At 56.3% G+C, this 22,930-nt stretch carries 19 protein-coding genes; 10 read left to right on the top strand and 9 right to left on the bottom strand.

Annotated elements, in window-relative coordinates; genetic code table 11:
* Window positions 1-35 precede the first annotated feature (35 nt).
* Window positions 36-1,157 (top strand): ribosomal protein uL16 3-hydroxylase, encoded by a 1,122-nt coding sequence (locus ACWYRJ_RS11555; RefSeq protein WP_111965561.1) that lies wholly within the window; start codon window positions 36-38, stop codon window positions 1,155-1,157.
* 41 nt (window positions 1,158-1,198) lie between these two features.
* Here ACWYRJ_RS11555 and pepT read toward each other — a convergent pair whose 3' ends face one another.
* Window positions 1,199-2,422 carry a peptidase T gene (gene pepT, locus ACWYRJ_RS11550; protein ID WP_111965560.1) on the bottom strand — a complete coding sequence of 408 codons (1,224 nt, stop codon included), beginning with the start codon at window positions 2,420-2,422 and terminating at the stop codon, window positions 1,199-1,201.
* A gap of 237 nt (window positions 2,423-2,659) precedes the next feature.
* Between pepT and potA the strand changes: the two genes are divergently transcribed.
* The 4 genes from potA to potD are packed head-to-tail and all read left to right on the top strand — an operon-like array spanning window position 2,660 to window position 6,462.
* Window positions 2,660-3,802 carry a spermidine/putrescine ABC transporter ATP-binding protein PotA gene (potA, locus tag ACWYRJ_RS11545; RefSeq protein WP_181574049.1) on the top strand — a complete coding sequence of 381 codons (1,143 nt, stop codon included), beginning with the start codon at window positions 2,660-2,662 and terminating at the stop codon, window positions 3,800-3,802.
* On the top strand, window positions 3,786-4,643 hold the full coding sequence (gene potB, locus ACWYRJ_RS11540; RefSeq protein WP_045401925.1) for a spermidine/putrescine ABC transporter permease PotB: 858 nt from the start codon (window positions 3,786-3,788) through the stop codon (window positions 4,641-4,643). Before potA ends, potB begins: the two co-directional genes overlap by 17 nt.
* A complete protein-coding gene (gene potC, locus ACWYRJ_RS11535; RefSeq protein WP_455507921.1) occupies window positions 4,640-5,431 on the top strand; it encodes a spermidine/putrescine ABC transporter permease PotC in 792 nt (263 codons plus the stop codon). Before potB ends, potC begins: the two co-directional genes overlap by 4 nt.
* A complete protein-coding gene (potD, locus tag ACWYRJ_RS11530; protein ID WP_455507920.1) occupies window positions 5,428-6,462 on the top strand; it encodes a spermidine/putrescine ABC transporter substrate-binding protein PotD in 1,035 nt (344 codons plus the stop codon). Before potC ends, potD begins: the two co-directional genes overlap by 4 nt.
* Before the next feature lie 46 nt (window positions 6,463-6,508).
* Here the strand turns inward: potD and ACWYRJ_RS11525 are convergent, their stop codons facing one another.
* Window positions 6,509-7,738 (bottom strand): EAL and HDOD domain-containing protein, encoded by a 1,230-nt coding sequence (locus tag ACWYRJ_RS11525; RefSeq protein ID WP_115874747.1) that lies wholly within the window; start codon window positions 7,736-7,738, stop codon window positions 6,509-6,511.
* Window positions 7,739-7,975: 237 nt separating this feature from the next.
* Here ACWYRJ_RS11525 and ACWYRJ_RS11520 point away from each other — a divergent pair, with 237 nt between their 5' ends.
* On the top strand, window positions 7,976-9,907 hold the full coding sequence (locus ACWYRJ_RS11520; RefSeq protein WP_455507919.1) for a methyl-accepting chemotaxis protein: 1,932 nt from the start codon (window positions 7,976-7,978) through the stop codon (window positions 9,905-9,907).
* Window positions 9,908-9,952: 45 nt separating this feature from the next.
* Here the strand turns inward: ACWYRJ_RS11520 and cobB are convergent, their stop codons facing one another.
* From cobB to lolC, 5 genes are read right to left on the bottom strand one after another with little or no spacing between them, the layout of a single operon-like run.
* Complete coding sequence (gene cobB / locus ACWYRJ_RS11515; protein ID WP_127730414.1) at window positions 9,953-10,774, bottom strand: Sir2 family NAD+-dependent deacetylase; 822 nt, start codon at window positions 10,772-10,774, stop codon at window positions 9,953-9,955.
* A 14-nt stretch (window positions 10,775-10,788) separates the two neighbouring features.
* Entirely contained in the window at window positions 10,789-11,700 is a 912-nt protein-coding gene (nagK, locus tag ACWYRJ_RS11510; RefSeq protein ID WP_455507918.1) for an N-acetylglucosamine kinase, read from the bottom strand.
* Window positions 11,701-11,753: 53 nt separating this feature from the next.
* Window positions 11,754-12,998, bottom strand: a complete 1,245-nt coding sequence (lolE, locus tag ACWYRJ_RS11505) for a lipoprotein-releasing ABC transporter permease subunit LolE (protein WP_249575900.1) — start codon at window positions 12,996-12,998, stop codon at window positions 11,754-11,756.
* The gene (gene lolD, locus ACWYRJ_RS11500) at window positions 12,998-13,699 is read right to left on the bottom strand and encodes a lipoprotein-releasing ABC transporter ATP-binding protein LolD (RefSeq protein ID WP_455507917.1); all 702 of its coding nucleotides are present in this window, start codon (window positions 13,697-13,699) and stop codon (window positions 12,998-13,000) included. The genes lolE and lolD overlap by 1 nt, the downstream gene beginning before the upstream one ends.
* Window positions 13,692-14,891, bottom strand: a complete 1,200-nt coding sequence (lolC, locus tag ACWYRJ_RS11495; protein WP_455507916.1) for a lipoprotein-releasing ABC transporter permease subunit LolC — start codon at window positions 14,889-14,891, stop codon at window positions 13,692-13,694. The genes lolD and lolC overlap by 8 nt, the downstream gene beginning before the upstream one ends.
* Before the next feature lie 256 nt (window positions 14,892-15,147).
* On the opposite strand from lolC, the gene ACWYRJ_RS11490 reads away from it, so the two are divergent.
* From ACWYRJ_RS11490 to ldtC, 3 genes are all read left to right on the top strand, one after another.
* On the top strand, window positions 15,148-16,221 hold the full coding sequence (locus ACWYRJ_RS11490; RefSeq protein ID WP_455507915.1) for an acyltransferase family protein: 1,074 nt from the start codon (window positions 15,148-15,150) through the stop codon (window positions 16,219-16,221).
* A 149-nt stretch (window positions 16,222-16,370) separates the two neighbouring features.
* Entirely contained in the window at window positions 16,371-19,817 is a 3,447-nt protein-coding gene (gene mfd, locus ACWYRJ_RS11485) for a transcription-repair coupling factor (protein WP_111965551.1), read from the top strand.
* Window positions 19,818-19,965: 148 nt separating this feature from the next.
* Window positions 19,966-20,931, top strand: coding sequence for a L,D-transpeptidase LdtC (gene ldtC, locus ACWYRJ_RS11480; protein WP_455507914.1), 966 nt, complete (start codon window positions 19,966-19,968; stop codon window positions 20,929-20,931).
* Between the two features lie 74 nt (window positions 20,932-21,005).
* On the opposite strand, the gene bhsA is transcribed toward ldtC, so the two are convergent.
* The gene (bhsA, locus tag ACWYRJ_RS11475; RefSeq protein ID WP_008500777.1) at window positions 21,006-21,263 is read right to left on the bottom strand and encodes a multiple stress resistance protein BhsA; all 258 of its coding nucleotides are present in this window, start codon (window positions 21,261-21,263) and stop codon (window positions 21,006-21,008) included.
* Window positions 21,264-21,507: 244 nt separating this feature from the next.
* On the opposite strand from bhsA, the gene ACWYRJ_RS11470 reads away from it, so the two are divergent.
* Window positions 21,508-22,143: a TetR/AcrR family transcriptional regulator gene (locus tag ACWYRJ_RS11470; protein WP_029739866.1), complete on the top strand. Its 636-nt coding sequence runs from the start codon at window positions 21,508-21,510 to the stop codon at window positions 22,141-22,143.
* Window positions 22,144-22,202: 59 nt separating this feature from the next.
* Here ACWYRJ_RS11470 and ACWYRJ_RS11465 read toward each other — a convergent pair whose 3' ends face one another.
* Window positions 22,203-22,742 carry a glycine zipper 2TM domain-containing protein gene (locus ACWYRJ_RS11465; protein WP_008500779.1) on the bottom strand — a complete coding sequence of 180 codons (540 nt, stop codon included), beginning with the start codon at window positions 22,740-22,742 and terminating at the stop codon, window positions 22,203-22,205.
* Window positions 22,743-22,930 lie beyond the last annotated feature (188 nt).

Below are 22,930 nucleotides of genomic sequence, written 5' to 3'. Positions count from 1 at the left end.
TCCGAGTCAGTAAGAGCCTGCGGAATAAAAAAATTATGGATTATCACTTAACGCTTAACTGGCCCGAGTTTATTGAACGTTACTGGCAAAAACGCCCGGTGGTTCTGAAACGCGGGTTCAGCAATTTTGTCGACCCCATCTCGCCTGACGAGCTGGCCGGTCTGGCCATGGAAAACGAAGTCGACAGCCGTCTGGTCAGCCACCAGGACGGGAAATGGCAGGTTAGCCACGGTCCTTTCGAAAGCTACGATCACCTCGGTGAAAACAACTGGTCGCTGCTGGTGCAGGCGGTCAACCACTGGCACGAGCCAACTGCCGCCTTAATGCGTCCGTTCCGCGCCCTGCCCGACTGGCGCATGGACGATCTGATGATCTCCTTCTCCGTGCCTGGCGGCGGCGTGGGCCCGCATCTGGACCAGTACGACGTATTCATCATTCAGGGTACGGGCCGCCGCCGCTGGCGCGTGGGCGAAAAAGTACCTATGAAGCAGCACTGCCCGCATCCGGACCTGCTGCAGGTTGATCCGTTTGAAGGGATTATCGACGAAGAGCTGGAGCCGGGCGATATTCTCTACATTCCGCCTGGATTCCCTCACGAGGGTTACTCGCTGGAAAACTCCCTCAACTACTCCGTGGGGTTCCGCGCGCCAAGCGGCCGCGAGATGATCAGCGGATTTGCCGACTACGTTCTGCAACGCGAGCTGGGCAGCTATCGTTACAGCGACCCCGATGTGCCTGCACGCGAGCATCCGGCCGATATCCTGCCTGCAGAGCTGGATAAGCTGCGCGGCATGATGCTGGATTTGATCAACGAACCGGAACATTTCCGTCAGTGGTTTGGCGAGTTTATCAGCCAGTCTCGTCATGAGCTGGACGTTGCGCCACCGGAGCCGCCTTATCAGGCTGACGAGATTTATGATGCGCTCCAGCAGGGCGACAAGCTGGTACGTCTGGGCGGGTTGCGCGTGCTGCGCATTGGCGAGGAGGTATTCGTCAACGGCGAGAAGCTGGACTCTCCGCACCGTCCAGCGCTCGAATCCATAGCCAGCCATCTGGTGCTGACTGCCGATACCTTTGGCGATGCGCTGGAAGACCCGTCTTTCCTCGCGATGCTGGCCGCGCTGGTTAACAGCGGGTACTGGTTCTTTGAGGACTGAGTCGCCTTAATGCCCGGTGGCGCTTTGCCACCGGGCTTTTCTTACCGCTTCGCGGTCAACTCCGCTATCCGCACTATCACCTTCACCGCTTTTTCCATTCCTTCCAGCGTCACAAACTCATGCTTGCCATGGTAGTTGTAGCCACCGGTAAACAGGTTCGGGCACGGTAGCCCCATGAATGACAGCTGAGAACCGTCGGTGCCGCCGCGAATCGGTTTTAATATCGGTTCAATATCGCAGTCGCGCATCGCCTGCTGGGCGATATCGAGAATATGCGGATGCGCCATCACCTTCTCGCGCATATTGTAATAGCTGTCTTCGATGATGAGCTCAATGTAGCAGTCGGGATGCAGGCCCTTACCCACCTTTTTGGCGATCTCCATCATCTTACGCTTGCGTGCCTCAAAGGCTTTACGGTCGAAATCGCGGATGATGTAGTGCATCTGCGCGCTGTCCACGGTGCCTTTGATGCTGGTCAGGTGATAGAAACCTTCATACCCCTCGGTCTGTTCGGGGCTCTCTTCCGCCGGGACTTCCGCATGAATTCGCGACGCCAGCGACAGCGCGTTCACCATGACGCCTTTCGCCGAACCGGGGTGAACGTTGTTGCCGACAATTTTGATCGTGACGGACGCGGCATTGAAGTTTTCATATTCCAGCTCACCGACGCCACCACCGTCGACGGTGTAGGCCCACTGGGCGTTAAAGGCGTCCACGTCGAAGTGCTTCGCGCCCTTGCCGACCTCTTCATCCGGCGTAAAGGCCACGCGGATGTCGCCGTGCGGAATATCTTTGCCCTTCAGCACCGCCAGCGCCGTCATGATTTCCGCGATCCCCGCTTTGTCATCCGCCCCCAGCAGGGTTTTCCCGTCGGTGGTGATCAGCGTCTGGCCCAGCAGCTGATGCAGCACCGGGAACATCACGGGCGAGAGCACTTCGTCGCCAATGCCCAGCGCAATGTCGCCGCCGCGGTAATTTTCCACAATCTGCGGATTCACATTTTTACCGCTAAAATCAGGAGAGGTGTCGACATGGGAGATAAAGCCAATCGCCGGAATGTCACCCGGGACATTCGCCGGCAGCGTTCCCATCACAGTGCCTTTCTCGCTTAACGTGACGTTGACCAGCCCCATGGCGTCAAGCTGCTCTTTCAGCAGGTTTAATAACTTCCACTGGCCTTCGGTGCTCGGCACCTGGCGAACACCCGGTTTAGATTGGGTATCCAGCGAAACGTACTGTAAAAAACGCTCAAGTAATTTATCCATGCAGTCACCCTCACTTTTTGTGACAACATTATCAATAAGCATCAAAACGCAAATATTGCGTCAGGTCACTTTTATCCCGCAAACGAGAATATTTTCCGTTTATATCGTTATGCGTTAGTAAATGTAGCTTATGAATCAGTGACAAGGATTGGCGATTACCGGGGATTGCCGTAGAATGTCCGCCCTCATTACGAGTCACCAAGGTGGTTACACACAAACCCCGCTTCAGTCTTCTGCCTGAGGCGTCTATATGGGACAGCGCAAAAATTGAATACACAAACCCGTTCACCGCTGGTGAAACTGGAACGAATTCGTAAAAGTTTTGATGGCAAAGACGTTATTTCCGACCTCACTCTCACCATCAATGACGGTGAGTTTCTGACGCTGCTTGGCCCCTCCGGCTGCGGCAAAACAACCGTACTGCGCCTTATCGCCGGGCTGGAAAGCGTCGATAACGGCCATATCCATCTAGAGAACCAGGACATTACCCGGGTTCCTGCCGAAGATCGCCACGTTAATACCGTCTTTCAGAGCTATGCCCTGTTCCCGCACATGACCGTTTTTGAAAACGTGGCGTTTGGCCTGCGGATGCAAAAAACCCCGGCGCATGAGATCGAACCGCGCGTCACCGACGCCCTGCGCATGGTACAGCTTGAGACGTTTGCCCAGCGTAAACCCCATCAGCTTTCCGGTGGCCAGCAGCAGCGCGTGGCCATCGCCCGCGCCGTGGTTAACAAGCCGCGTCTGCTCCTGCTGGATGAATCCCTCTCCGCGCTGGATTACAAGCTGCGCAAGCAGATGCAGAACGAGCTCAAAGCCCTGCAGCGCAAGCTCGGCATTACCTTTGTCTTCGTCACCCACGATCAGGAAGAAGCCCTGACCATGTCAGACCGCATCGTGGTGATGCGCGACGGCAAAATCGAGCAGGACGGCACGCCGCGCGAAATCTACGAAGAGCCGAAGAACCTGTTTGTCGCCAGCTTCATTGGCGAGATCAATATCTTTGACGCCACGGTGATTGAACGTCTGGACGACCAGCGCGTGCTCGCCAGCGTCGAAGGACGCGAATGCAATATCACGGTGAATTTCCCCGTCGAGAAGGGACAAAAGCTCAACGTTCTGCTGCGCCCGGAAGATCTGCGCGTCGATGAAATCCACGGCAATACCGAGGCCGAAGGGTTAATCGGCTATATCCGCGAGCGCAACTACAAAGGGATGACCCTGGAGTCTGTCGTCGAGCTGGAGAACGGCAAAATGGTGATGGTCAGCGAGTTCTTTAACGAGGACGACCCTGACTTCGACCACTCGCTCGACCAGAAAATGGTTGTCAACTGGGTAGAAAGCTGGGAGGTTGTGCTGGCTGATGAAGAACACAAGTAAGTTCCAGAATGTGGTGATTGCCACGATCGTCGGTTGGCTTGTGTTGTTTGTCTTTTTACCCAACCTGATGATCATCGCCACCAGCTTCCTGACCCGCGACGACGCAAACTTCGTTTCGCTGGTCTTTACGCTGGATAACTACGCGCGCCTGCTCGATCCGCTCTATTTTGACGTGCTGCTGCACTCGCTCAATATGGCGCTAATTGCCACCGTTGCCTGCCTGGTGCTCGGGTATCCCTTCGCATGGTTCCTCGCGGGCCTGCCGCAAAAGGTGCGGCCCCTGCTGCTGTTTTTACTGATTGTTCCATTCTGGACCAACTCGTTAATCCGCATCTACGGGCTGAAAATCTTCCTCAGCACCAAAGGCTACCTCAATGAGTTTCTACTGTGGCTGGGGGTGATTGATACGCCGATCCGCATCATGTTTACCCCGAGCGCGGTCATTATCGGCCTGGTCTATATCCTGCTGCCGTTTATGGTAATGCCGCTTTACTCCAGCATTGAGAAGCTGGATAAACCGCTGCTGGAAGCGGCAAGAGATCTGGGAGCCAACAAGCTCCAGACCTTTATCCGCATTATCATCCCGTTGACCATGCCCGGCATTATCGCGGGCTGTTTGCTGGTAATGCTTCCGGCCATGGGTCTGTTCTACGTTTCTGACCTGATGGGTGGCGCGAAAAACCTGCTGATTGGGAATGTGATCAAGAGTCAGTTCCTGAACATTCGCGACTGGCCGTTCGGGTCCGCCACCAGCATCACGCTGACGGTGGTGATGGGTCTGATGCTGCTGGTCTACTGGCGCGCTTCACGGCTGCTGAACAAGAAGGTGGAACTCGAATGATCGGTCGACTGCTTCGCGGCGGTTTTATGACCGCCATTTACGCTTACCTGTATATCCCGATCGTTATTTTGATCGTGAACTCGTTTAACAGCTCACGCTTCGGGATTAACTGGCAGGGCTTTACCACCAGCTGGTACAGCCTGCTGATGAACAACGACAGCCTGCTGCAGGCCGCTCAGCACTCGCTGACGATGGCGATCTTCTCCGCCACCTTCGCCACGCTAATTGGTTCACTGACCGCCGTGGCGCTCTACCGCTACCGCTTTCGCGGTAAACCGTTCGTCAGCGGCATGCTGTTTGTGGTGATGATGTCGCCGGATATCGTGATGGCGATTTCGCTGCTGGTGCTGTTTATGCTGCTGGGCGTACAGCTTGGCTTCTGGTCGCTGCTGTTTTCCCATATCACCTTCTGCCTGCCGTTTGTGGTGGTGACCGTCTTTGCGCGCCTGAAAGGGTTCGACGTGCGCATGCTGGAGGCGGCGAAAGATCTGGGCGCCAGCGAGATGACCGTCCTGCGCAAAATCATCCTGCCGCTGGCGATGCCCGCCGTGGCGGCCGGATGGCTGCTGAGCTTTACCCTGTCGATGGATGACGTGGTGGTCTCCTCCTTCGTGACCGGGCCGAGCTATGAAATTCTGCCGTTGAAAATCTATTCGATGGTGAAAGTCGGCGCTTCACCCGAGGTGAACGCGCTGGCAACCATTTTGCTGGTATTTTCGCTGGTTCTGGTGATCGCCAGCCAGGTTATTGCTCGTGATAAAACAAAATCTCAGGGGACAATGAAATGAAAAAAATGCTCGCCGCTGCGGCGCTGGTGCTCGGCATGGGTTCCGCGCACGCTGATGACAGCAAAACGCTCTACTTCTACAACTGGACCGAGTACGTGCCGCCGGGCCTGCTGGAACAGTTCACAAAGGAGACGGGCATCAAAGTGATCTACTCGACCTACGAGTCGAATGAAACCATGTACGCCAAGCTGAAAACTTACAAAGATGGCGCGTACGATCTGGTGGTTCCTTCCACCTACTTTGTCGACAAAATGCGCAAAGAGGGCATGATTCAGAAGATCGATAAAACGAAGCTAACCCATTTTTCAAACCTCGATCCTGAGATGCTCAACAAGCCGTTCGACCCGAATAACGACTACTCCATTCCGTATATCTGGGGGGCAACCGCGATTGGCGTTAACAGCGAGGCCGTCGATCCGAAATCGGTGACAAGCTGGGCCGATCTGTGGAAACCGGAATACAAGGGCAGCCTGCTGTTGACAGACGACGCGCGCGAAGTGTTCCAGGTGGCACTGCGCAAGCTGGGCTACTCGGGCAATACGACGGATCCTAAAGAGATTGAAGCGGCGTATGCCGAGCTGAAAAAGCTGATGCCTAACGTGGCGGCATTCAACTCTGATAACCCGGCAAACCCGTATATGGAAGGCGAAGTGAATCTGGGGATGGTCTGGAACGGCTCCGCGTATGTTGCCCGTCAGGCCGGTACGCCGCTTGAGGTGGTCTGGCCGGAAGAAGGTGGGATCTTCTGGATGGACAGCCTGTCTATTCCGGCCAATGCGAAAAACGTTGAAGGGGCGCATAAGCTGATTAACTTCCTGCTGCGCCCAGACGTGGCGAAACAGGTTGCCGAGACGATTGGCTACCCGACGCCAAACCTCGCCGCACGCAAGCTGCTGAAGCCTGAAGTGGCTAACGATAAATCGCTCTATCCGGATGCCGAAACCATCAGCAAAGGCGAATGGCAGAACGATGTCGGCGACGCCAGCCGCCTCTACGAAGAGTATTACCAGAAGTTAAAAGCGGGCCGGTAACGGTATCGCGTTCTTCCTCACGCCGCCTGTACGGCGTGAGGAAGGATTAACTGACCGCATTCTCTCCTGCCCAGATCGTCGCCTTTCGCATCGCCTCAACCACTTCTTCATCCGACAGCCCCAGCCTCTGACGTACTCTGGTCGCTTCGTCCCACTGCTGCTGTTCATAGTAACGGCAAAGGTTAATCATATCGGCTAACCGTCCCTCCTGGTGACAAAGCGCGTTGCTTACGCTCTGCGGGACCGCAATTTGCTTCATCAACTCTGCCATCGGCAGCTCAAGGAGGGTATCCAGAAGAGAAAACAGGCCGCACATGAACGCATTTTCAGCCAGAATCGGTTCGTTCATCGTCTCTGCGATCAGCTCGCAGAACTTGCCGCGCATCATGCTCAGCGGATAAAGCTCGCTGACGGTATCATTGCCCGCACTGGCGAGGACCACGACGGCAACAAACCGTCGGAGCTGATTTTCGCCAAGATACCTGAGCACCTCGCTCAGGGTTAACTTGCTGAAATTACAGGCACCGACATGCTTAAACGCCGTATGCTTCATATAGCGCATGATTTTATAAGAGAGCGTGAGATCGGTTTTTATCAACGACTCGATAATTCGAAAATCAGGCTTATTGCGTCCGACCTCCATTTGCAGTCGAAAAATCGCCAGCTGATTTTGCGACAGCCGTTTGTATTTAATGACCTCCGGGCGGCAGAAAAAATAGCCCTGAAAAAGGGAAAACCCCTCGTCCCTGTATTGGTTGAATTCCTCTTTAGTCTCAATTTTTTCAGCGAGATATTTAATATGACCGGTCAGATGTTTACGCGTTTTCAGATACTGTTTAATTTGCGCTAAGGTGTAATTTCTGACGTCAAATTTCAGTATTGAAATATAGGGTAAAAAAGCATCCCATTCTGGTGCAAGGGTGAAATCATCAAGCGCAAACTGATAACCATGCGCATTCATCTCCCTGACGGCCTGCAGCAGTTCCGCTCCCGGCACAGCATCTTCAAGGATCTCAATGACCACGCTCTCTTTATCCAGCGCTTCTCCACTGCGGTCTATGACCATTCGCGAAGGGAAATTAATAAACGAAGTATGTGCCCCGGCGATGCGCTGGGACGGCACGCATAAAAACTGATCGGATATCATTCTGGAGGTGGCATATTCCGCCGACACATCCGGAAAACGGTTTGTCATCCCGTCTCTGAAGAGCAGCTCATAGGCCACCGTCTTCATCTCAGGGTTAAAAATGGGTTGTCGCGCAATAAATCCGTACATATCCCATCCTCCTTTACCACTTAATATTTATTAGCATCCTCTTTCTACACGATGATAACGAGCATTATCGAGCGCTATTTTGATTGAATGCACAAAATAAAAGCATCCACACTAATTAACGGGATTAAATATTCTGGAATTTAAATTAAATATATCCGGCGCTCTACAGAAAGAGGATGAAATATCCGATAAGTACTGTGTGCCTGCCCGACATGCACAACATTACGGGAGATGAGAATGAAAGACGCCGTGGTCCGAAAACAAAAAATAAGAGTCAAGACGTTGATGCTATTGTCCATTTTCCTCACCGTGACGGTGGGCTTTACGGCAACGATCGGGTTTATGATGTGGCAGTGGATGGCGCAGCAGGAGGTGCTGGCCAAAAAACATATCCGCCAGATAGCCGAGGTACAGGCTTTACAGGTCAGCAAACAGCTGGATTCCGCCCTGACTGCCGCCCGGGACATGGGCAACAGCGCCCTGGCGCTGCGCGAGGCGGGCGTATCCGATCGCCAGAGCCTGAACCAGCTGCTTATCCACTACCTCTCGGCTCACCCACAGTTTCTCTCCATGTCGATGGCCTTTGAGCCTAACGCGTTCGACGATAAAGATGCCGCCTTTGCCGGTCAGAGCGGTGAAGATCCTGCCGGACGCTACGCCCGCTACGTCGACCGCGATGCCACCGGCAAACCGGCATTACACCTGCTGACTGACATCGAAACACCCGGCAGCGGTGATTATTATTTGCTGCCGAAACAGCGGCATAAAGATGTGATCATCGAGCCCTATATTTACCCCTACAACGGCGTGGACGTGATGCTCACCTCGATTGCCGCACCCATCATGCGTGACGGACAGTTTCTGGGTTCGGTCACCTCTGACTTCTCCCTCGCCACGCTGCAATCGACGATCGGTGCGATTAAACCGTGGAACGGCACAGGCTACGCCCTGCTCCTCTCAGCGGGTAATAACGTGGTGTCCAGCCCGGACAAACGCGCGGCAGGCAAGCCATACGCAGGTCCGATTGCCGGTCATGACGTCACCCGGGTAAACGATCCGCTGCTGATGGAAGAGGTGTTCATCACCTGGCAGGACATCGCCGTCGGTAACAGCCAGACGCCGTGGAAGCTGGCCATTATTACTCCGGTTAGCGAAGTGATGGCCGAAGCGCGGGCATTTTTACTGAAAGCCATCATCATGATGATGTTAAGCATCGTTGCGGTCAGCCTGGTGATGGCCCAGATCTTTACCCGCAAGGTTGACCGTCCGGTTGGAGGGGAACCTTCGGAGGCCGCCGGGATCGCCCTGGCCGTTGCCCGGGGAGATCTGAATAACACCATCCCGGTTCGTTCCGGGGATACCCACAGCATTTTTTATGCCCTGCACACCATGCAGACGCAGCTCAAGCGCATCGTCGACAACATCAGCGAAGCCAGCCACTCCGTGCACGGCAGCACCAGCGAAATTTCGGCGGGCAACCTTGACCTCGCCTCACGTACCGAAGAACAGGCGGCGGCGATTGTTGAAACAGCAGCCAGCATGGAAGAGATTTCGGTCACGGTGAAAAATAATGCCGACAACGCCCACAAGGCGACCACGCTGACCGATCGCGCCGCGAGCCTCGCCGGGCATGGCGAAACGCTGGTAAACGACGTGGTGATGGTGATCGGAGAGATTGACGAGAGCGCGCGTAAGATCGGTGAGATTAACAGCATCGTCGACGGCATCGCCTTCCAGACCAATATCCTGGCGCTGAATGCGGCCGTTGAAGCGGCGCGCGCGGGCGAACAGGGGCGCGGTTTCGCAGTGGTCGCAGGTGAAGTGCGCAACCTGGCCCAGCGAAGCGCCAACGCGGCAAAAGAGATCTCTCAGCTGATTGCCGAGTCCTCAGGCCGCGTCAGCAAAGGCGTTGAGCTGGTCAATGAAACCGGCGTAATGATGAAACAGGTGATTGAGGCGGTGTCGCACGTACATCTGGTCATCAACGACATTGTCCAGGCGCTGGACGAGCAGAACCGCGGGATAAGCCAGGTAAGTACCGCCGTTAACCAGATGGACAGCACCACCCAGCAGAACGCCTCTCTGGTTCAGCAGATCTCCGCTGCGGCGCTCTCGCTGGATGAGCAGGCTAAATCGCTGGAGAAGACGCTGGCGTTCTTCCATTCATAAATAAAAAGGCACCCGCCCGGCGGGTGCCTTTTCAGGCGATTGCCGTTACAGCCCTTTCAGCAGCTTGTCGACAAACTCCGGGACGACCGTGCTTGCCAGGCCATAGTGTTTCTCTTCAAACTCGCTGCCCACCTGGCTTGGCTCAAGGTTGAGCTCTACCGTATGCGCACCGTGCAGCCTCGCCTCGTGAACAAACCCCGCCGCAGGGTAAACGTGGCCGGATGTTCCGATGGCGATAAACACGTCGGCCATCGCCAGCGCGCTGTAGATCTCATCCATTCCCAGCGGCATTTCGCCAAACCAGACCACGTGAGGACGCAGGCGCGACGGGAACTGACAGCAGTGGCACTTATCCTCTGGCAGCACGTCCTCTTTCCAGTCCAGCACCTGACCGCTCCAGGCGCAGCGAACCTTGAGCAGCTCGCCGTGCATGTGGATGATGTTCTTGTTACCGGCCCGTTCGTGGAGGTTGTCGATATTCTGCGTCACCAGCAGAAAACGATCGCCCAGCGTCTCTTCCAGCTTCGCCAGCGCCAGATGCGCCGCATTCGGCGCGACGTCAGGCTGCTGAAGCTGACGACGGCGTGCGTTGTAAAACGCCTGCACGAGATCCGGGTCGCGGGCAAAGCCTTCCGGCGTGGCGACATCCTCCACGCGGTGCTCTTCCCACAGTCCGTCCGCCGCGCGGAAGGTTCGAATTCCTGACTCGGCCGAGATCCCTGCTCCGGTCAGCACCACCACTCTGGGTTTATCCATCGCTTCTGGCATCATTCTGTCTCTGAAAAAGATCCGCTGGCGCAAGCGCTCACGCAAGCGGCGTTTGTTTTTGCGAAAACGGCTGAGTCGACCCTGGCGACGCGACAGCATAGAAACCTCGTAAACTAATCGGTGAGATGAAGGAATGCGGCTCCGCGCATGCCTCCTGCGTCCCCGTGTCGCGCGCGTTCAATACGCGGCACGCGGGCAACCGGCAATAAATGTCGGGGCAAACGCCCGGACAACCGTTCCGTAATCGCGGTAAAGTTTGAAAGCCCTCCCCCGATCACCAGCAGATCCGGGTCGACGATGGTGAGAATATTTCCCAGACACACCGCCAGCAGATCCAGGTAGCGCTCGACGTGCTCACGCGCCTGCGCATCCCCTTGCTCCCACAGGGTAATGATTTGAGGGGCCTCAAGTTTCTGATGATAGAAGTGTTCGTAAAGCCATGCAAACCCGCGGCCTGACAGGTAGTTCTCAATACAGCCGTGCTGCCCACAGCCGCAGCGTGTCAGCGGGAAATCACGCCCCACCACTTCCAGCGCGTCCACCGGCAGGCGGATATGGCCAAACTCGCCGGTAATGTAGCTGCGGCCGGTGATGGGCTTACCGTTGATGATGATTCCTCCGCCGACGCCGGTACCGAGGATCAGCCCCATCACCAGCGGGTAGCGACGAAACTCATCATCCCAGGCTTCAGAGAGCGCGAAGCAGTTGGCATCGTTGTCTAAACGCACGTCGCGTTCAAGGAGAGCAGAGAGATCGGCACGCAGCGGTTTACCGCTGGCGGCAGGCACGTTGGCCGCGTACAGCGTGCCGTCGTCGGTTTCGGGCATGCCCGGAATACCAATGCCAACGCTGCCTTTGACCCCAAAGCGTTCATCCGCCTGAGCCACCAGCGCGGCAATGGCGGTTAAAAATGCGTCATAACTTTCGCGCGGCGTAGGAACGCGGGTTTCCCACTGCAGTTTGAGGTTTTTATCAAACACGCCGAGCGCAATCTTGGTGCCGCCAATATCAAATCCGTAATACATAACGCATTCCTCTTTTAACCTGGCGGCCCGAAAGCCGCTAGATCGTGACGTAATTACTGGCCACTTAATACCCTCGCCGGATCAATTCGGCTTGCGCGACGCGCCGGATACCAGCTTGCCAGCAGACTCAGTAAAAGTGCTGTAAGCAGCACATAAAAAACATCCAGCCAGTGCAGTTCAGACGGCAGGAAGTCAATAAAATAGATGTCACCCGACAGGAACTGGTGGCCAATAAGCTTTTCAATCCCGTTTATAATCGGCGTCAGCTGCAGGGAAACCACCACGCCAATCACTACGCCGCACAGGCTGCCAAACAGCCCTGCCAGCAAACCGTACCAGACGAAGATGGCGCGAATAAGACCGTCTTTCGCCCCCAGCGTACGCAGCACGGCGATGTCGCCGCTCTTGTCCTTGACCGCCATCACCAGCGTCGAAACGATATTAAAGCACGCCACGCCAATCACCAGCACCATCGCCAGATACATGATGGCGCGGATCATCTGGATATCACGGTACATATACCCGTAAGTACCGATCCAGCTTTTGATGTAGACATAGTTATTGGTCACGCTGCCCGCGTCACGCACCAGTTTGTTGGCGTTAAAGACGTCGTTCACCTTAATGGCAATGCCCGTCACGCTGTCGCCCATGTCGAGATACTGCCGCGCATCCTCCATCGGCACCATCGCAAAGCTGTGGTCAAGCTGACCGCTCAGCTGAAGAATACCGGTAACGTGCAGGCGCACGCGTTTTGGCTGCTGCAGTTTGTGGTCGGTGCTGGCGTTCGGGATCATGATTGACACCCAGTCGCCCTGCTTCACCTTCAGAGCATCGGCAACGCCTTTACCCATGATGATCTGCTGCTCGCCAGCTTTAAAGTTGGCCCAAGCGCCGTTCTGCACATAGTTCGGCAGCGCGCTGAGACGCGCTTCCTGCGCCGGGTTCACCCCTTTCACCTGAATGGCGCGCAGGTTTACCCCGCTTTCCACCAGCCCGGTAAAGTTAATGTAGGGCGCGGCCGCGGCGATGCCCGGCACTTTTTCAACTTTGGTGAGCGCATCGCTCCAGTTCGTCCACGGCTGGTTAACCGGTTCGATCTCCCCGTGAGGCACCACCGCCAGAATGCGGTTATTCAGCTCGCGCTCGAAGCCGTTCATGGCGCTTAAGCCGACAATCAGCACCGCCACGCCCAGCGCAATACCGATGGTCGAGATAACGGAGATCAGCGACACCATGCCGCCGCGACGGCGGCCGCGGCTAAAACGTAAACCGATGAGTAACGATAACGGTGACGCCATTACTCTGCTCCCATCAGGGTCAGTTCCGCGTTCAGATGGCCGTCGCGCATCTCAAGCTGACGTCCCATGCGTTTTGCCAGCTGCAGATCGTGGGTTACGACCAGAAACGCGGTGCCCTGCGAGGCGTTCAGCTCGCCCAGAAGCTGGAAAATACTGTCCGCATTACGGGCGTCCAGGTTCCCGGTGGGCTCATCCGCCAGTACCAGACGCGGGTTGTTGACCAGCGCACGGGCAATCGCCACGCGCTGGCGCTCGCCGCCGGAGAGCTCCGACGGACGGTGGTTACCGCGATGGCCCAGCCCTACCGCCTTCAGCATGTCGCTGGCGCGGGCGTTAATTTCTGCGGGTTTCTTTTTGCCAATCAGCAGCGGCATCGCCACGTTTTCCAGCGCCGTGAAGTCCGGCAGCAGATGGTGAAACTGGTAGATAAAGCCCAGCTCGCGGTTGCGCAGCTCGGCCTTCGCCGCCGAGGACATTTTGCTCATCGGCTGGCAGGAGAAAATCACGTCGCCGTTGGTTGGGGTATCCAGCCCGCCCAGCAGATGCAGCAGCGTACTTTTGCCCGAGCCGGAGCTGCCGACAATCGCCATCATCTCGCCTTCGCCCACGCTGAAGCTCACATTGTGCAGCACGTCGGTTTGCACAGTGCCTTCCTGATAGCGTTTGGACAGGTTGTCGCATTGCAACAGGATCTTATTCATAACGTAAAGCCTCAGCGGGTTGAGTGGCGGCGGCGCGCCAGGAAGGAAAAAGCGTAGAAAGCAGCGCAATGGCCATCGCGGCCAGCGCAATACCGACCACCTGCAGCGGCTCGATAGCCACCGGCAGCGCCGCGCCGTCGAGCAGCGCGCCGATGATCGGCATTAAATTGTTAAGCTGGCTGGCAAGCAGCGCCCCCAGCACCGCCCCGAGCAGCGCGCCGATGATCCCGGCGCTGGCGCCCTGCACCATAAACACGGCCATGATCTGGCGCGGCGTCAGCCCCTGGGTTTGCAGGATAGCAACCTCGCCCTGCTTCTCCATTACCATCAGACCCAGCGAGGTGATGATGTTAAATGCCGCCACGGCGACGATCAGGCTCAGCAGCAGCCCCATCATGTTTTTCTCCATCCGCACGGCCTGGAACAGCTCGCCTTTACGCTCGCGCCAGTCCTGCCATTTGGTGCCGTCCGGCAGTTTTTGCTGGCTGAGGGTATCGACCTTCAGCGGCGCGTCGAGCCACAGTCGCCAGCCGGTGATATTTCCTGCCGGGTAGCGCATCAGGCGTGACGCGTCCTGAATGTTAACCAGCATCTGGTAGCCATCGACTTCGCTGTTGGCAGCAAAAGTACCAATCACGTTAAACAGACGCTGGCTTGGCAGGCGCCCCATCGGCGTAAACTGGCTGGCAGAAGGGACCATTACGCGCAGCTGATCGCCACGGTTGACGCCAAGCTGTCCGGCAAGCTGCTCGCCCAGAATCACGTTGTATTTCCCGGCTTCCAGGTCGGTCTGCTTTACGTTAACGAGATACGGCGTCAGCGGATCGTTTTGCGCCGGGTCGATACCCAGCATCACGCCGACCGCCACGCTGCGGGCGCTTTGCAGCACCACGTCGCCGGTGGTCAACGGCGCTACGCGCGTGACGCCCTGTAACTTCGCCGCGCTTTCCGGCAGCTGCTGCGGGTTAACCGAGCCGTTAGTCGATGAGAGGACGGCCTGCGGCATCAGCCCCAGGATGTTGTTTTGCAGCTCGCGCTCAAAGCCATTCATGACGGAAAGCACCGTCACCAGAGCCATCACGCCAAGCGTAATGCCAATAGTCGATAGCCAGGAGACAAAGCGACCGAAGCGGTCCGCGGCGCGCCCACGCATGTAGCGTAAGCCTATGAAGAGTGTGACAGGTTGATACATGAAGTCCGTCTGTTTGCTGATAGCAGACCCACGAGTATATAAGCGAATCCGTTAAGCGTAAATGACTGAAACCGTAAGCTTTGGTAATCATTTTTCCAAAAAATTCAGATAAATCAGGATACTAATATCTGAAACCGCACCTCGTAACCTCCACCTTTTCCGAAAAACCTCCTGATACAGACTGTTACCCATTACAGCACGGTTTCGTTTAACAACAATTGCTCGTTCGTCTATGGCAATAAGGTAGTTGCGAACAATGAAGCAAAAAGCATTATGGATTAACCAGATAAAAGGGCTGTGTATCTGCCTGGTGGTTATCTATCATTCGGTTATCACGTTTTATCCGCACCTGATCGGGCTGCAACACCCGCTCTCCGGCCTTCTCGCCAAATGCTGGGTCTATTTTAATCTCTATCTTGCCCCCTTCCGTATGCCGGTCTTTTTCTTTATCTCCGGCTATCTGATCCGTCGTTATATTGACGAGGTGGACTGGCGAACCAGTCTCGACAAGCGAATCTGGAGCATTGTCTGGGTGCTGGCGCTGTGGGGGATTTTGCAATGGCAGGCGCTGACACACCTGAACGCCTGGCTGGCGCCCGATCGCGAGCTTGCCACCTCGTCGAACGCGGCCTACGCCGACTCGCTCTCGGGATTTGTGCAAGGCATGCTCACCGCCAGCACAAGCCTGTGGTATCTGTATGCCCTGGTCGTGTACTTCACGCTGTGTAAACTGCTGAGCCGCTGGAAGCTGCCGATGCTGGGACTGCTGGCGCTGGCAAGCATCGCGATCAACTTCCTGCCGCTGCCGTGGTGGGGAATGAACAGCGTGGTCCGCAACATGATCTACTACAGCCTCGGGGCGTGGTATGGCGCGACGCTGATGGCGTGGATGAAAAGCGTCAGCCTGCGCCGCCTCTGGCTGGCAACCGTCGCTTTCGCCGCCGTCTCCGTGGTGCTGTGGTTTGCTAACGTTCCGCTGCTGCTCTCATTGCTGTCGATTGTGCTGATTATGAAGCTATTCTACAGCTTTGAGCAGCGCTATGCCGTTCACCCTGACAACCTGTTGAACGTGATTGGCTCCAATACCATTGCGATTTATACCACCCACCGCATCTTAATTGAGGCCTTCAGCCTGTTCCTGATTGGCGAGATGAATGCCGCTTACTGGCCAGTCTGGGCTGAACTCACCTTAATTCTGGTCTACCCGTTTGCCAGCCTGCTGATCTGTGCCCTGGCCGGACTCGGGGTCCGTAAGATCTCCACCGCGCTGTTTGGCGACGTTTTCTTCTCTCCTCCGTCTACGCTGACCCTGTCCCCCTCAACGCGTTAATGCCCTCTCCGCCCCCGCTACGGGGGCGTTTAGCCCTGCCGTGCGGTTACGATTTGCTTATGCAAAACGATCGAGGATAATAAAGACATTGCGTATCAGTGATATGCCCCAATACTGTTGGTATATCCATAAGAGACTCTGACATAGCCATGCCTGAACACTATCGTTATTCCTTACCTGTCAAAGCGGGCGACCAGCGCCAGCTGGGTGAACTCACGGGCGCGGCGTGCGCCACGCTGGTGGCGGAAATCGCCGAGCGTCATCAAGGGCCGGTGATCCTGGTTGCCCCGGATATGCAAAACGCCCTGCGCCTGCACGATGAAATTCGCCAGTTCACCGATAATCTGGTGTTCAGCCTGGCCGACTGGGAAACGCTGCCCTATGACAGCTTCTCTCCGCACCAGGAGATCATCTCCTCGCGCCTGTCGACGCTCTACCAGCTTCCGACCATGCAGCGCGGCGTGCTGATTGTACCGGTGAACACCCTGATGCAGCGCGTCTGTCCGCACAGCTACCTGCACGGCCACGCGCTGGTGATGAAAAAAGGCCAGCGCCTGTCCCGTGATGCCCTGCGGGCGCAGCTTGACGGGGCCGGCTATCGCCACGTCGATCAGGTCATGGAACATGGGGAATACGCGACCCGCGGCGCGCTGCTCGACCTTTACCCGATGGGCAGCGACCAGCCGTATCGTCTGGACTTCTTTGATGATGAAATCGACAGCCTGCGCGTCTTTGACGCCGACACGCAGCGCACGCTGGAGGAAGTGGAGTCCATCAATTTACTGCCCGCGCATGAGTTCCCCACGGACAAAACCGCTATCGAACTGTTCCGCAGCCAGTGGCGCGATAGATTCGAGGTGAAGCGCGACGCGGAACATATTTATCAGCAGGTCAGCAAAGGCACGCTGCCTGCCGGGATCGAATACTGGCAGCCGCTATTCTTTAACGAGCCGCTGCCTGCCCTGTTCAGCTACTTCCCGGCGAATACGCTGATTGTTAACACCGGCGATATCGACGCCAGCGCCAGCCGCTTTGAAAGCGAAACCCGCGCTCGCTTCGAAAACCGGGGCGTTGACCCGATGCGTCCGCTGCTGCCGCCGGAAGCGCTGTGGCTGCGTACCGACGAGCTCAACGCCGAGCTGAAGCGCTGGCCGCGCATGCAGCTGAAAACCGATTCGCTTGCCGACAAGGCCGCCAACACCAACCTCGCCTTCCGGACGCTGCCGGACCTGGCCGTCCAGGCGCAGCAGAAATCCCCGCTGGATAATCTGCGCAAGTTCCTGGAGTCGTTTACCGGCCCGGTGGTGTTCTCCGTTGAGAGTGAAGGCCGCCGCGAAGCTTTGGGTGAGCTGCTGGGACGCATTAAGGTGGCGCCGAAGCGCATCCTGCGCCTGAGCGAAGCAACCGGAAACGGTCGTTACCTGATGATTGGCGCCGCCGAGCACGGGTTCATCGACACGCTCAACAACCTGGCGCTGATTTGCGAAAGCGACCTGCTGGGCGAGCGCGTCGCGCGCCGCCGTCAGGACAGCCGTCGAACCATCAACCCGGACACGCTGATCCGCAATCTGGCCGAGCTGCATCCGGGCCAGCCGATTGTGCACCTGGAGCATGGTGTTGGGCGCTATCAGGGGATGACCACGCTGGAAGCGGGCGGCATTAAAGGTGAATACCTGATGCTGACCTACGCGAACGACGCAAAACTGTATGTCCCGGTGTCGTCCCTGCATCTGATCAGCCGCTACGCGGGCGGTGCCGAAGAGAACGCGCCGCTGCACAAGCTGGGCGGCGATGCCTGGGCGCGCGCGCGCCAGAAGGCCGCGGAAAAAGTGCGCGACGTGGCCGCCGAGCTGCTTGATATCTACGCCCAGCGCGCGGCCAAAGAGGGCTTCGCCTTTAAGCATGATAAGGAACAGTATCAGCTGTTCTGCGACAGCTTCCCGTTTGAAACCACGCCGGATCAGGCTCAGGCTATCAACGCCGTGCTGAGCGACATGTGCCAGCCGCTGGCAATGGACCGCTTAGTTTGCGGCGACGTCGGCTTCGGCAAAACCGAAGTGGCAATGCGCGCCGCCTTCCTTGCGGTGGAAAACAACAAGCAGGTGGCAGTGCTGGTGCCGACCACCCTGCTCGCTCAGCAGCACTTCGACAACTTCCGCGACCGCTTTGCCAACTGGCCGGTACGCATCGAGATGCTGTCGCGTTTTCGCAGCACCAAAGAACAGACGCAGATCCTCGAACAGGCAAGTGAAGGCAAAATCGATATTCTGATCGGCACCCACAAGCTGCTGCAAAGCGACGTGAAGTGGAAAGATCTGGGGCTGCTGATCGTCGACGAAGAGCATCGCTTCGGGGTGCGCCATAAAGAGCGCATCAAAGCGATGCGCGCCGACGTCGACATCCTGACCCTGACAGCAACGCCGATCCCGCGAACCCTGAACATGGCGATGAGCGGCATGCGCGATCTGTCAATTATTGCCACGCCGCCGGCGCGCCGTCTGGCGGTGAAAACCTTCGTCCGTGAGTACGATAATCTGGTTGTGCGTGAGGCAATACTGCGTGAAGTGCTGCGCGGGGGTCAGGTCTATTACCTGTACAACGACGTGGAAAACATCCAGAAAGCGGCGGACAGGCTGGCGGAGCTGGTGCCGGAAGCGCGCATTGCTATCGGTCACGGGCAGATGCGCGAGCGCGAGCTGGAACGGGTGATGAACGACTTCCACCACCAGCGCTTTAACGTGCTGGTGTGCACCACCATCATCGAAACGGGGATCGACATTCCGACGGCGAACACCATCATTATTGAACGCGCGGATCACTTTGGTCTGGCGCAGCTTCACCAGCTGCGCGGCCGCGTCGGGCGTTCGCACCATCAGGCCTACGCCTGGCTGCTGACGCCGCATCCGAAAGCGATGACCACCGACGCGCAAAAGCGTCTGGAAGCCATCGCCTCGCTGGAAGACCTCGGCGCAGGCTTCGCGCTGGCCACGCACGATCTCGAGATCCGCGGCGCCGGCGAGCTGCTGGGTGAGGACCAGAGCGGCTCCATGGAGACCATCGGCTTCTCGCTCTATATGGAGCTGCTTGAGAACGCGGTTGATGCCCTGAAGGCCGGTCGCGAGCCGTCGCTGGAAGATCTCACCAGCCAGCAGACCGAGGTCGAGTTGCGTATGCCTTCCCTGCTGCCGGATGATTTCATTCCGGACGTGAATACCCGACTGTCGTTCTACAAGCGCATCGCCAGTGCGAAGACGGAAAACGAGCTGGAAGAGATTAAGGTTGAGCTGATCGACCGCTTTGGTCTTCTGCCCGATGCGGCGCGAAATCTGCTGGATATCGCTCGCCTGCGCCAGCAGGCGCAGAAGCTGGGCATTCGAAAGCTTGAAGGCAACGAAAAAGGCGGCGTAATTGAGTTCGCCGAGAAGAACCACGTCAACCCGATGTGGCTCATCGGTCTGCTGCAAAAACAGCCGCAGCATTTCCGTCTGGATGGCCCAACGCGTCTGAAATTTACCCAGGAGCTGACGGAGCGCAAAACCCGCATGGACTGGGTGCGCAACTTTATGCGCCAGCTGGAAGAGAATGCGATCGCATAAATTCCCTTCTCCCCGTTAGCCCAGCGCTAACGGGGGACAATTTACAAACTCTTTGCACTTCACCCGATCTTCCCGACACACCCATTCGCCATAATTATCGTTAACGCCTTATAAAACAATAACCTTATCATTTGCATGGATTATGGTGATGATGACCTCTTCGCGTTTTACTCGTTGGTTAACCCTGATTGCGCTGGCAGCCACCGTTGCGGTTGCGCTTCCCGCTCGCGCAAATACCTGGCTCCTTCCTCCGCCCGGCAGCAAGGTGGTGGGGGAAAACCGCTTTCATGTGGTTGAAAATAATGGCGGTTCGCTGGAAGCCATTGCCAAAAAATATAACGTCGGTTTTCTGGCTCTGCTGCAGGCCAACCCCGGCGTCGACCCGTACGTTCCGCGCGCGGGCAGCGTGTTGACTATCCCGTTACAGACTATCCTGCCGGACGCTCCGCGCGAGGGGATCGTCATAAATCTGGCGGAGCTGCGTCTGTACTATTATCCGCCGGGTAAAAATGAGGTGACCGTCTACCCGATTGGTATTGGTCAGCTGGGCGGCGACACCCTGACGCCGACGATGGTCACCACCGTCTCGGATAAACGCGCGAATCCAACCTGGACCCCGACGGCCAATATTCGTGCCCGTTATAAAGCTCAGGGCATCGATCTTCCAGCCGTGGTGCCAGCAGGCCCGGATAACCCGATGGGTCACCACGCAATCCGCCTGGCGGCCTACGGCGGCGTTTACCTGCTGCACGGAACGAACGCGGACTTTGGCATCGGCATGCGCGTCAGCTCCGGCTGCATTCGTCTGCGCGATGACGATATCAAAACGCTGTTTAACGTCGTTACGCCGGGTACCAAAGTCAATATTATCAATACGCCGATCAAGGTTTCTGAGGAGCCGGGCGGCGTGCGGCTGGTTGAAATTCACCAGCCGCTATCGAAAAACATTGGCGATGACCCGCAGACGCTGCCCATTAACCTGAATGCCGCAATGGTAAGCTTCAAAACGAATGCGAATACCAACAGCGTGGTGATGGAGCGTGCGATGGAAGCGCGGTCAGGCATGCCGACCGATGTCACCCGGCATCACGATGTTGCCCAGCAGTCGATGTAAATCAGAAATAAAAAACGCCCTGCTCAGCAGGGCGTTTTTTATTGCAGTGGCATAAATGAGGGTTTATGCCCGGCTTATTTGTAGATGACAGCCGTGCCGTGCAGGGTGTTAGGACCGGTCACAGAGGTGATGCGGTAAGATTTTGCACCCATCTCTTGCGCTTTTTGCGCCAGCTGATCTTCCAGGGAACCCAGGTTAGTCCCGGCAGACGCAGAAATGGTCCCGACTTTATGCTGATCGACCGGGGTGGACTGTACCTGTACAGCAGCAAAGCTTGCGAAAGAGAGTGAACTCAGAACAGCGGCAGCGATGAGGGTTTTTACGTTTTTCATGATGTTTACCTTTAGCAGATGAATTTGGAGGTCGTTAATCATTTAGTTAACGATCGATAGGTAAATCATAAATGTGATCCACATCACGCGTCAACATAATTTTATAATGACCATTAACTTAATTTTAAAGTCGTTATTTTTCATACTCATATGATTAATTTATTTTTAAGCATTCAGCGCTGGTGGTGACTTGCGTTTATTTTTATAATGGTCATTCAACAAACCAACAGAGGACCAACGGCGCATGACAACCGATGTCACGAGTTGTGCGAAGAAAAGCCGTGGCCGACCAAAAGTGTTTGACAGGGATGCAGCGCTTGATAAGGCCATGACTCTCTTCTGGCAACATGGGTATGAAGCAACCTCGCTTTCCGATCTGGTAGAAGCTACCGGAGCAAAAGCGCCGACGCTGTATGCCGAATTTACCAATAAAGAGGGGCTGTTCAGGGCGGTGCTGGACAGATACATTTCGCGCTTTGCGGCGAAACACGAAGCCCAGCTGTTTTGTGAAGAGAAAAGCGTCGAACAGGCGCTTCGGGATTATTTCACCGCCGTCGCGACCTGCTTCACCAGTAAAGAGACGCCTGCGGGCTGCTTTATGATTAATACCTCTGCCACCCTGGCGGCGTCCTCTAAAGAGATTGCCAATACGGTGAAATCGCGGCATGCCATGCAGGAGGAGACGCTTAGCGCATTTCTGGCTCAGCGGCAGCAGCGCGGTGAAATCCCTGCCCAGTGCAACCCACAGCTGCTGGCGCAATACCTGAGCTGTATTTTGCAGGGGATGTCGATCAGCGCCCGTGAAGGGGCCACGCTGGAAAAACTGCAGCATATTAGCGAAACCACGCTGCGGCTGTGGCCTGAGCTACTGAAAATCTGAAGCAAAAAAAAGCTCCTCAGCCTGAGCGCATGAGGAGCTAAATTCAGAGAACATCTTTTTTACACTTTGTTATTCAGAACCAGCTGGCCGTTTCCATCCAGTGGAATTTGCGTGCCCGGGTCTTTATCCATGCGGATTTTGCCCTGCTGATCGCCAATTTTGTACGTCACGTCATAGCCCAGCATTTTTTCCGACTTGTCATAGACGGTTTTGCAGCGCTGCTGAGTCGTGGTGTAGGTATCGTTATCCTGCATCGCGCCCTGCACTTGGTTACCGGCATAGCCGCCACCCAGCGCGCCGACCACGGTCGCCACATCTTTACCCCGGCCGCCGCCGAACTGGTGACCAATCACGCCACCCGCTACCGCGCCCAGAACAGAACCGGCGATACGGTTTTCATCCTGCACCGGACGACGATGCGTCACGGAGACGTTACGGCACTCCTGACGAGGCGTTTTTACCGTTTCTTTAATCGGTGTAGCAGAAACCACCTGCGCATACTGCGGGCCGCGATCTAATACGTTGAGACTGGCAACGGCAGCCACACCTAACGCAGCCGCGACGCCAATCCCTATACCCGCCAACATTGATTTATTCACGGGACTTCCTCCTTTGTTGCTATTGGTAACAATTTTGCAATGGAGGCACGGCTTCGCCAATCAGATAAAGGATCAAAAAAGGGGCGTTCAGAGGAGATATATTGTATTTAGGAGAACTCTTAAGCACTCAATCTGTGATCTACAGCATGAAATGCTAAAAACTCCCTCTGGAGAGCCCGGAGGGAGTG

The organism is Enterobacter sp. (genome assembly GCF_977039595.1).
This window is presented reverse-complemented; position numbering and strand designations above follow the sequence as displayed.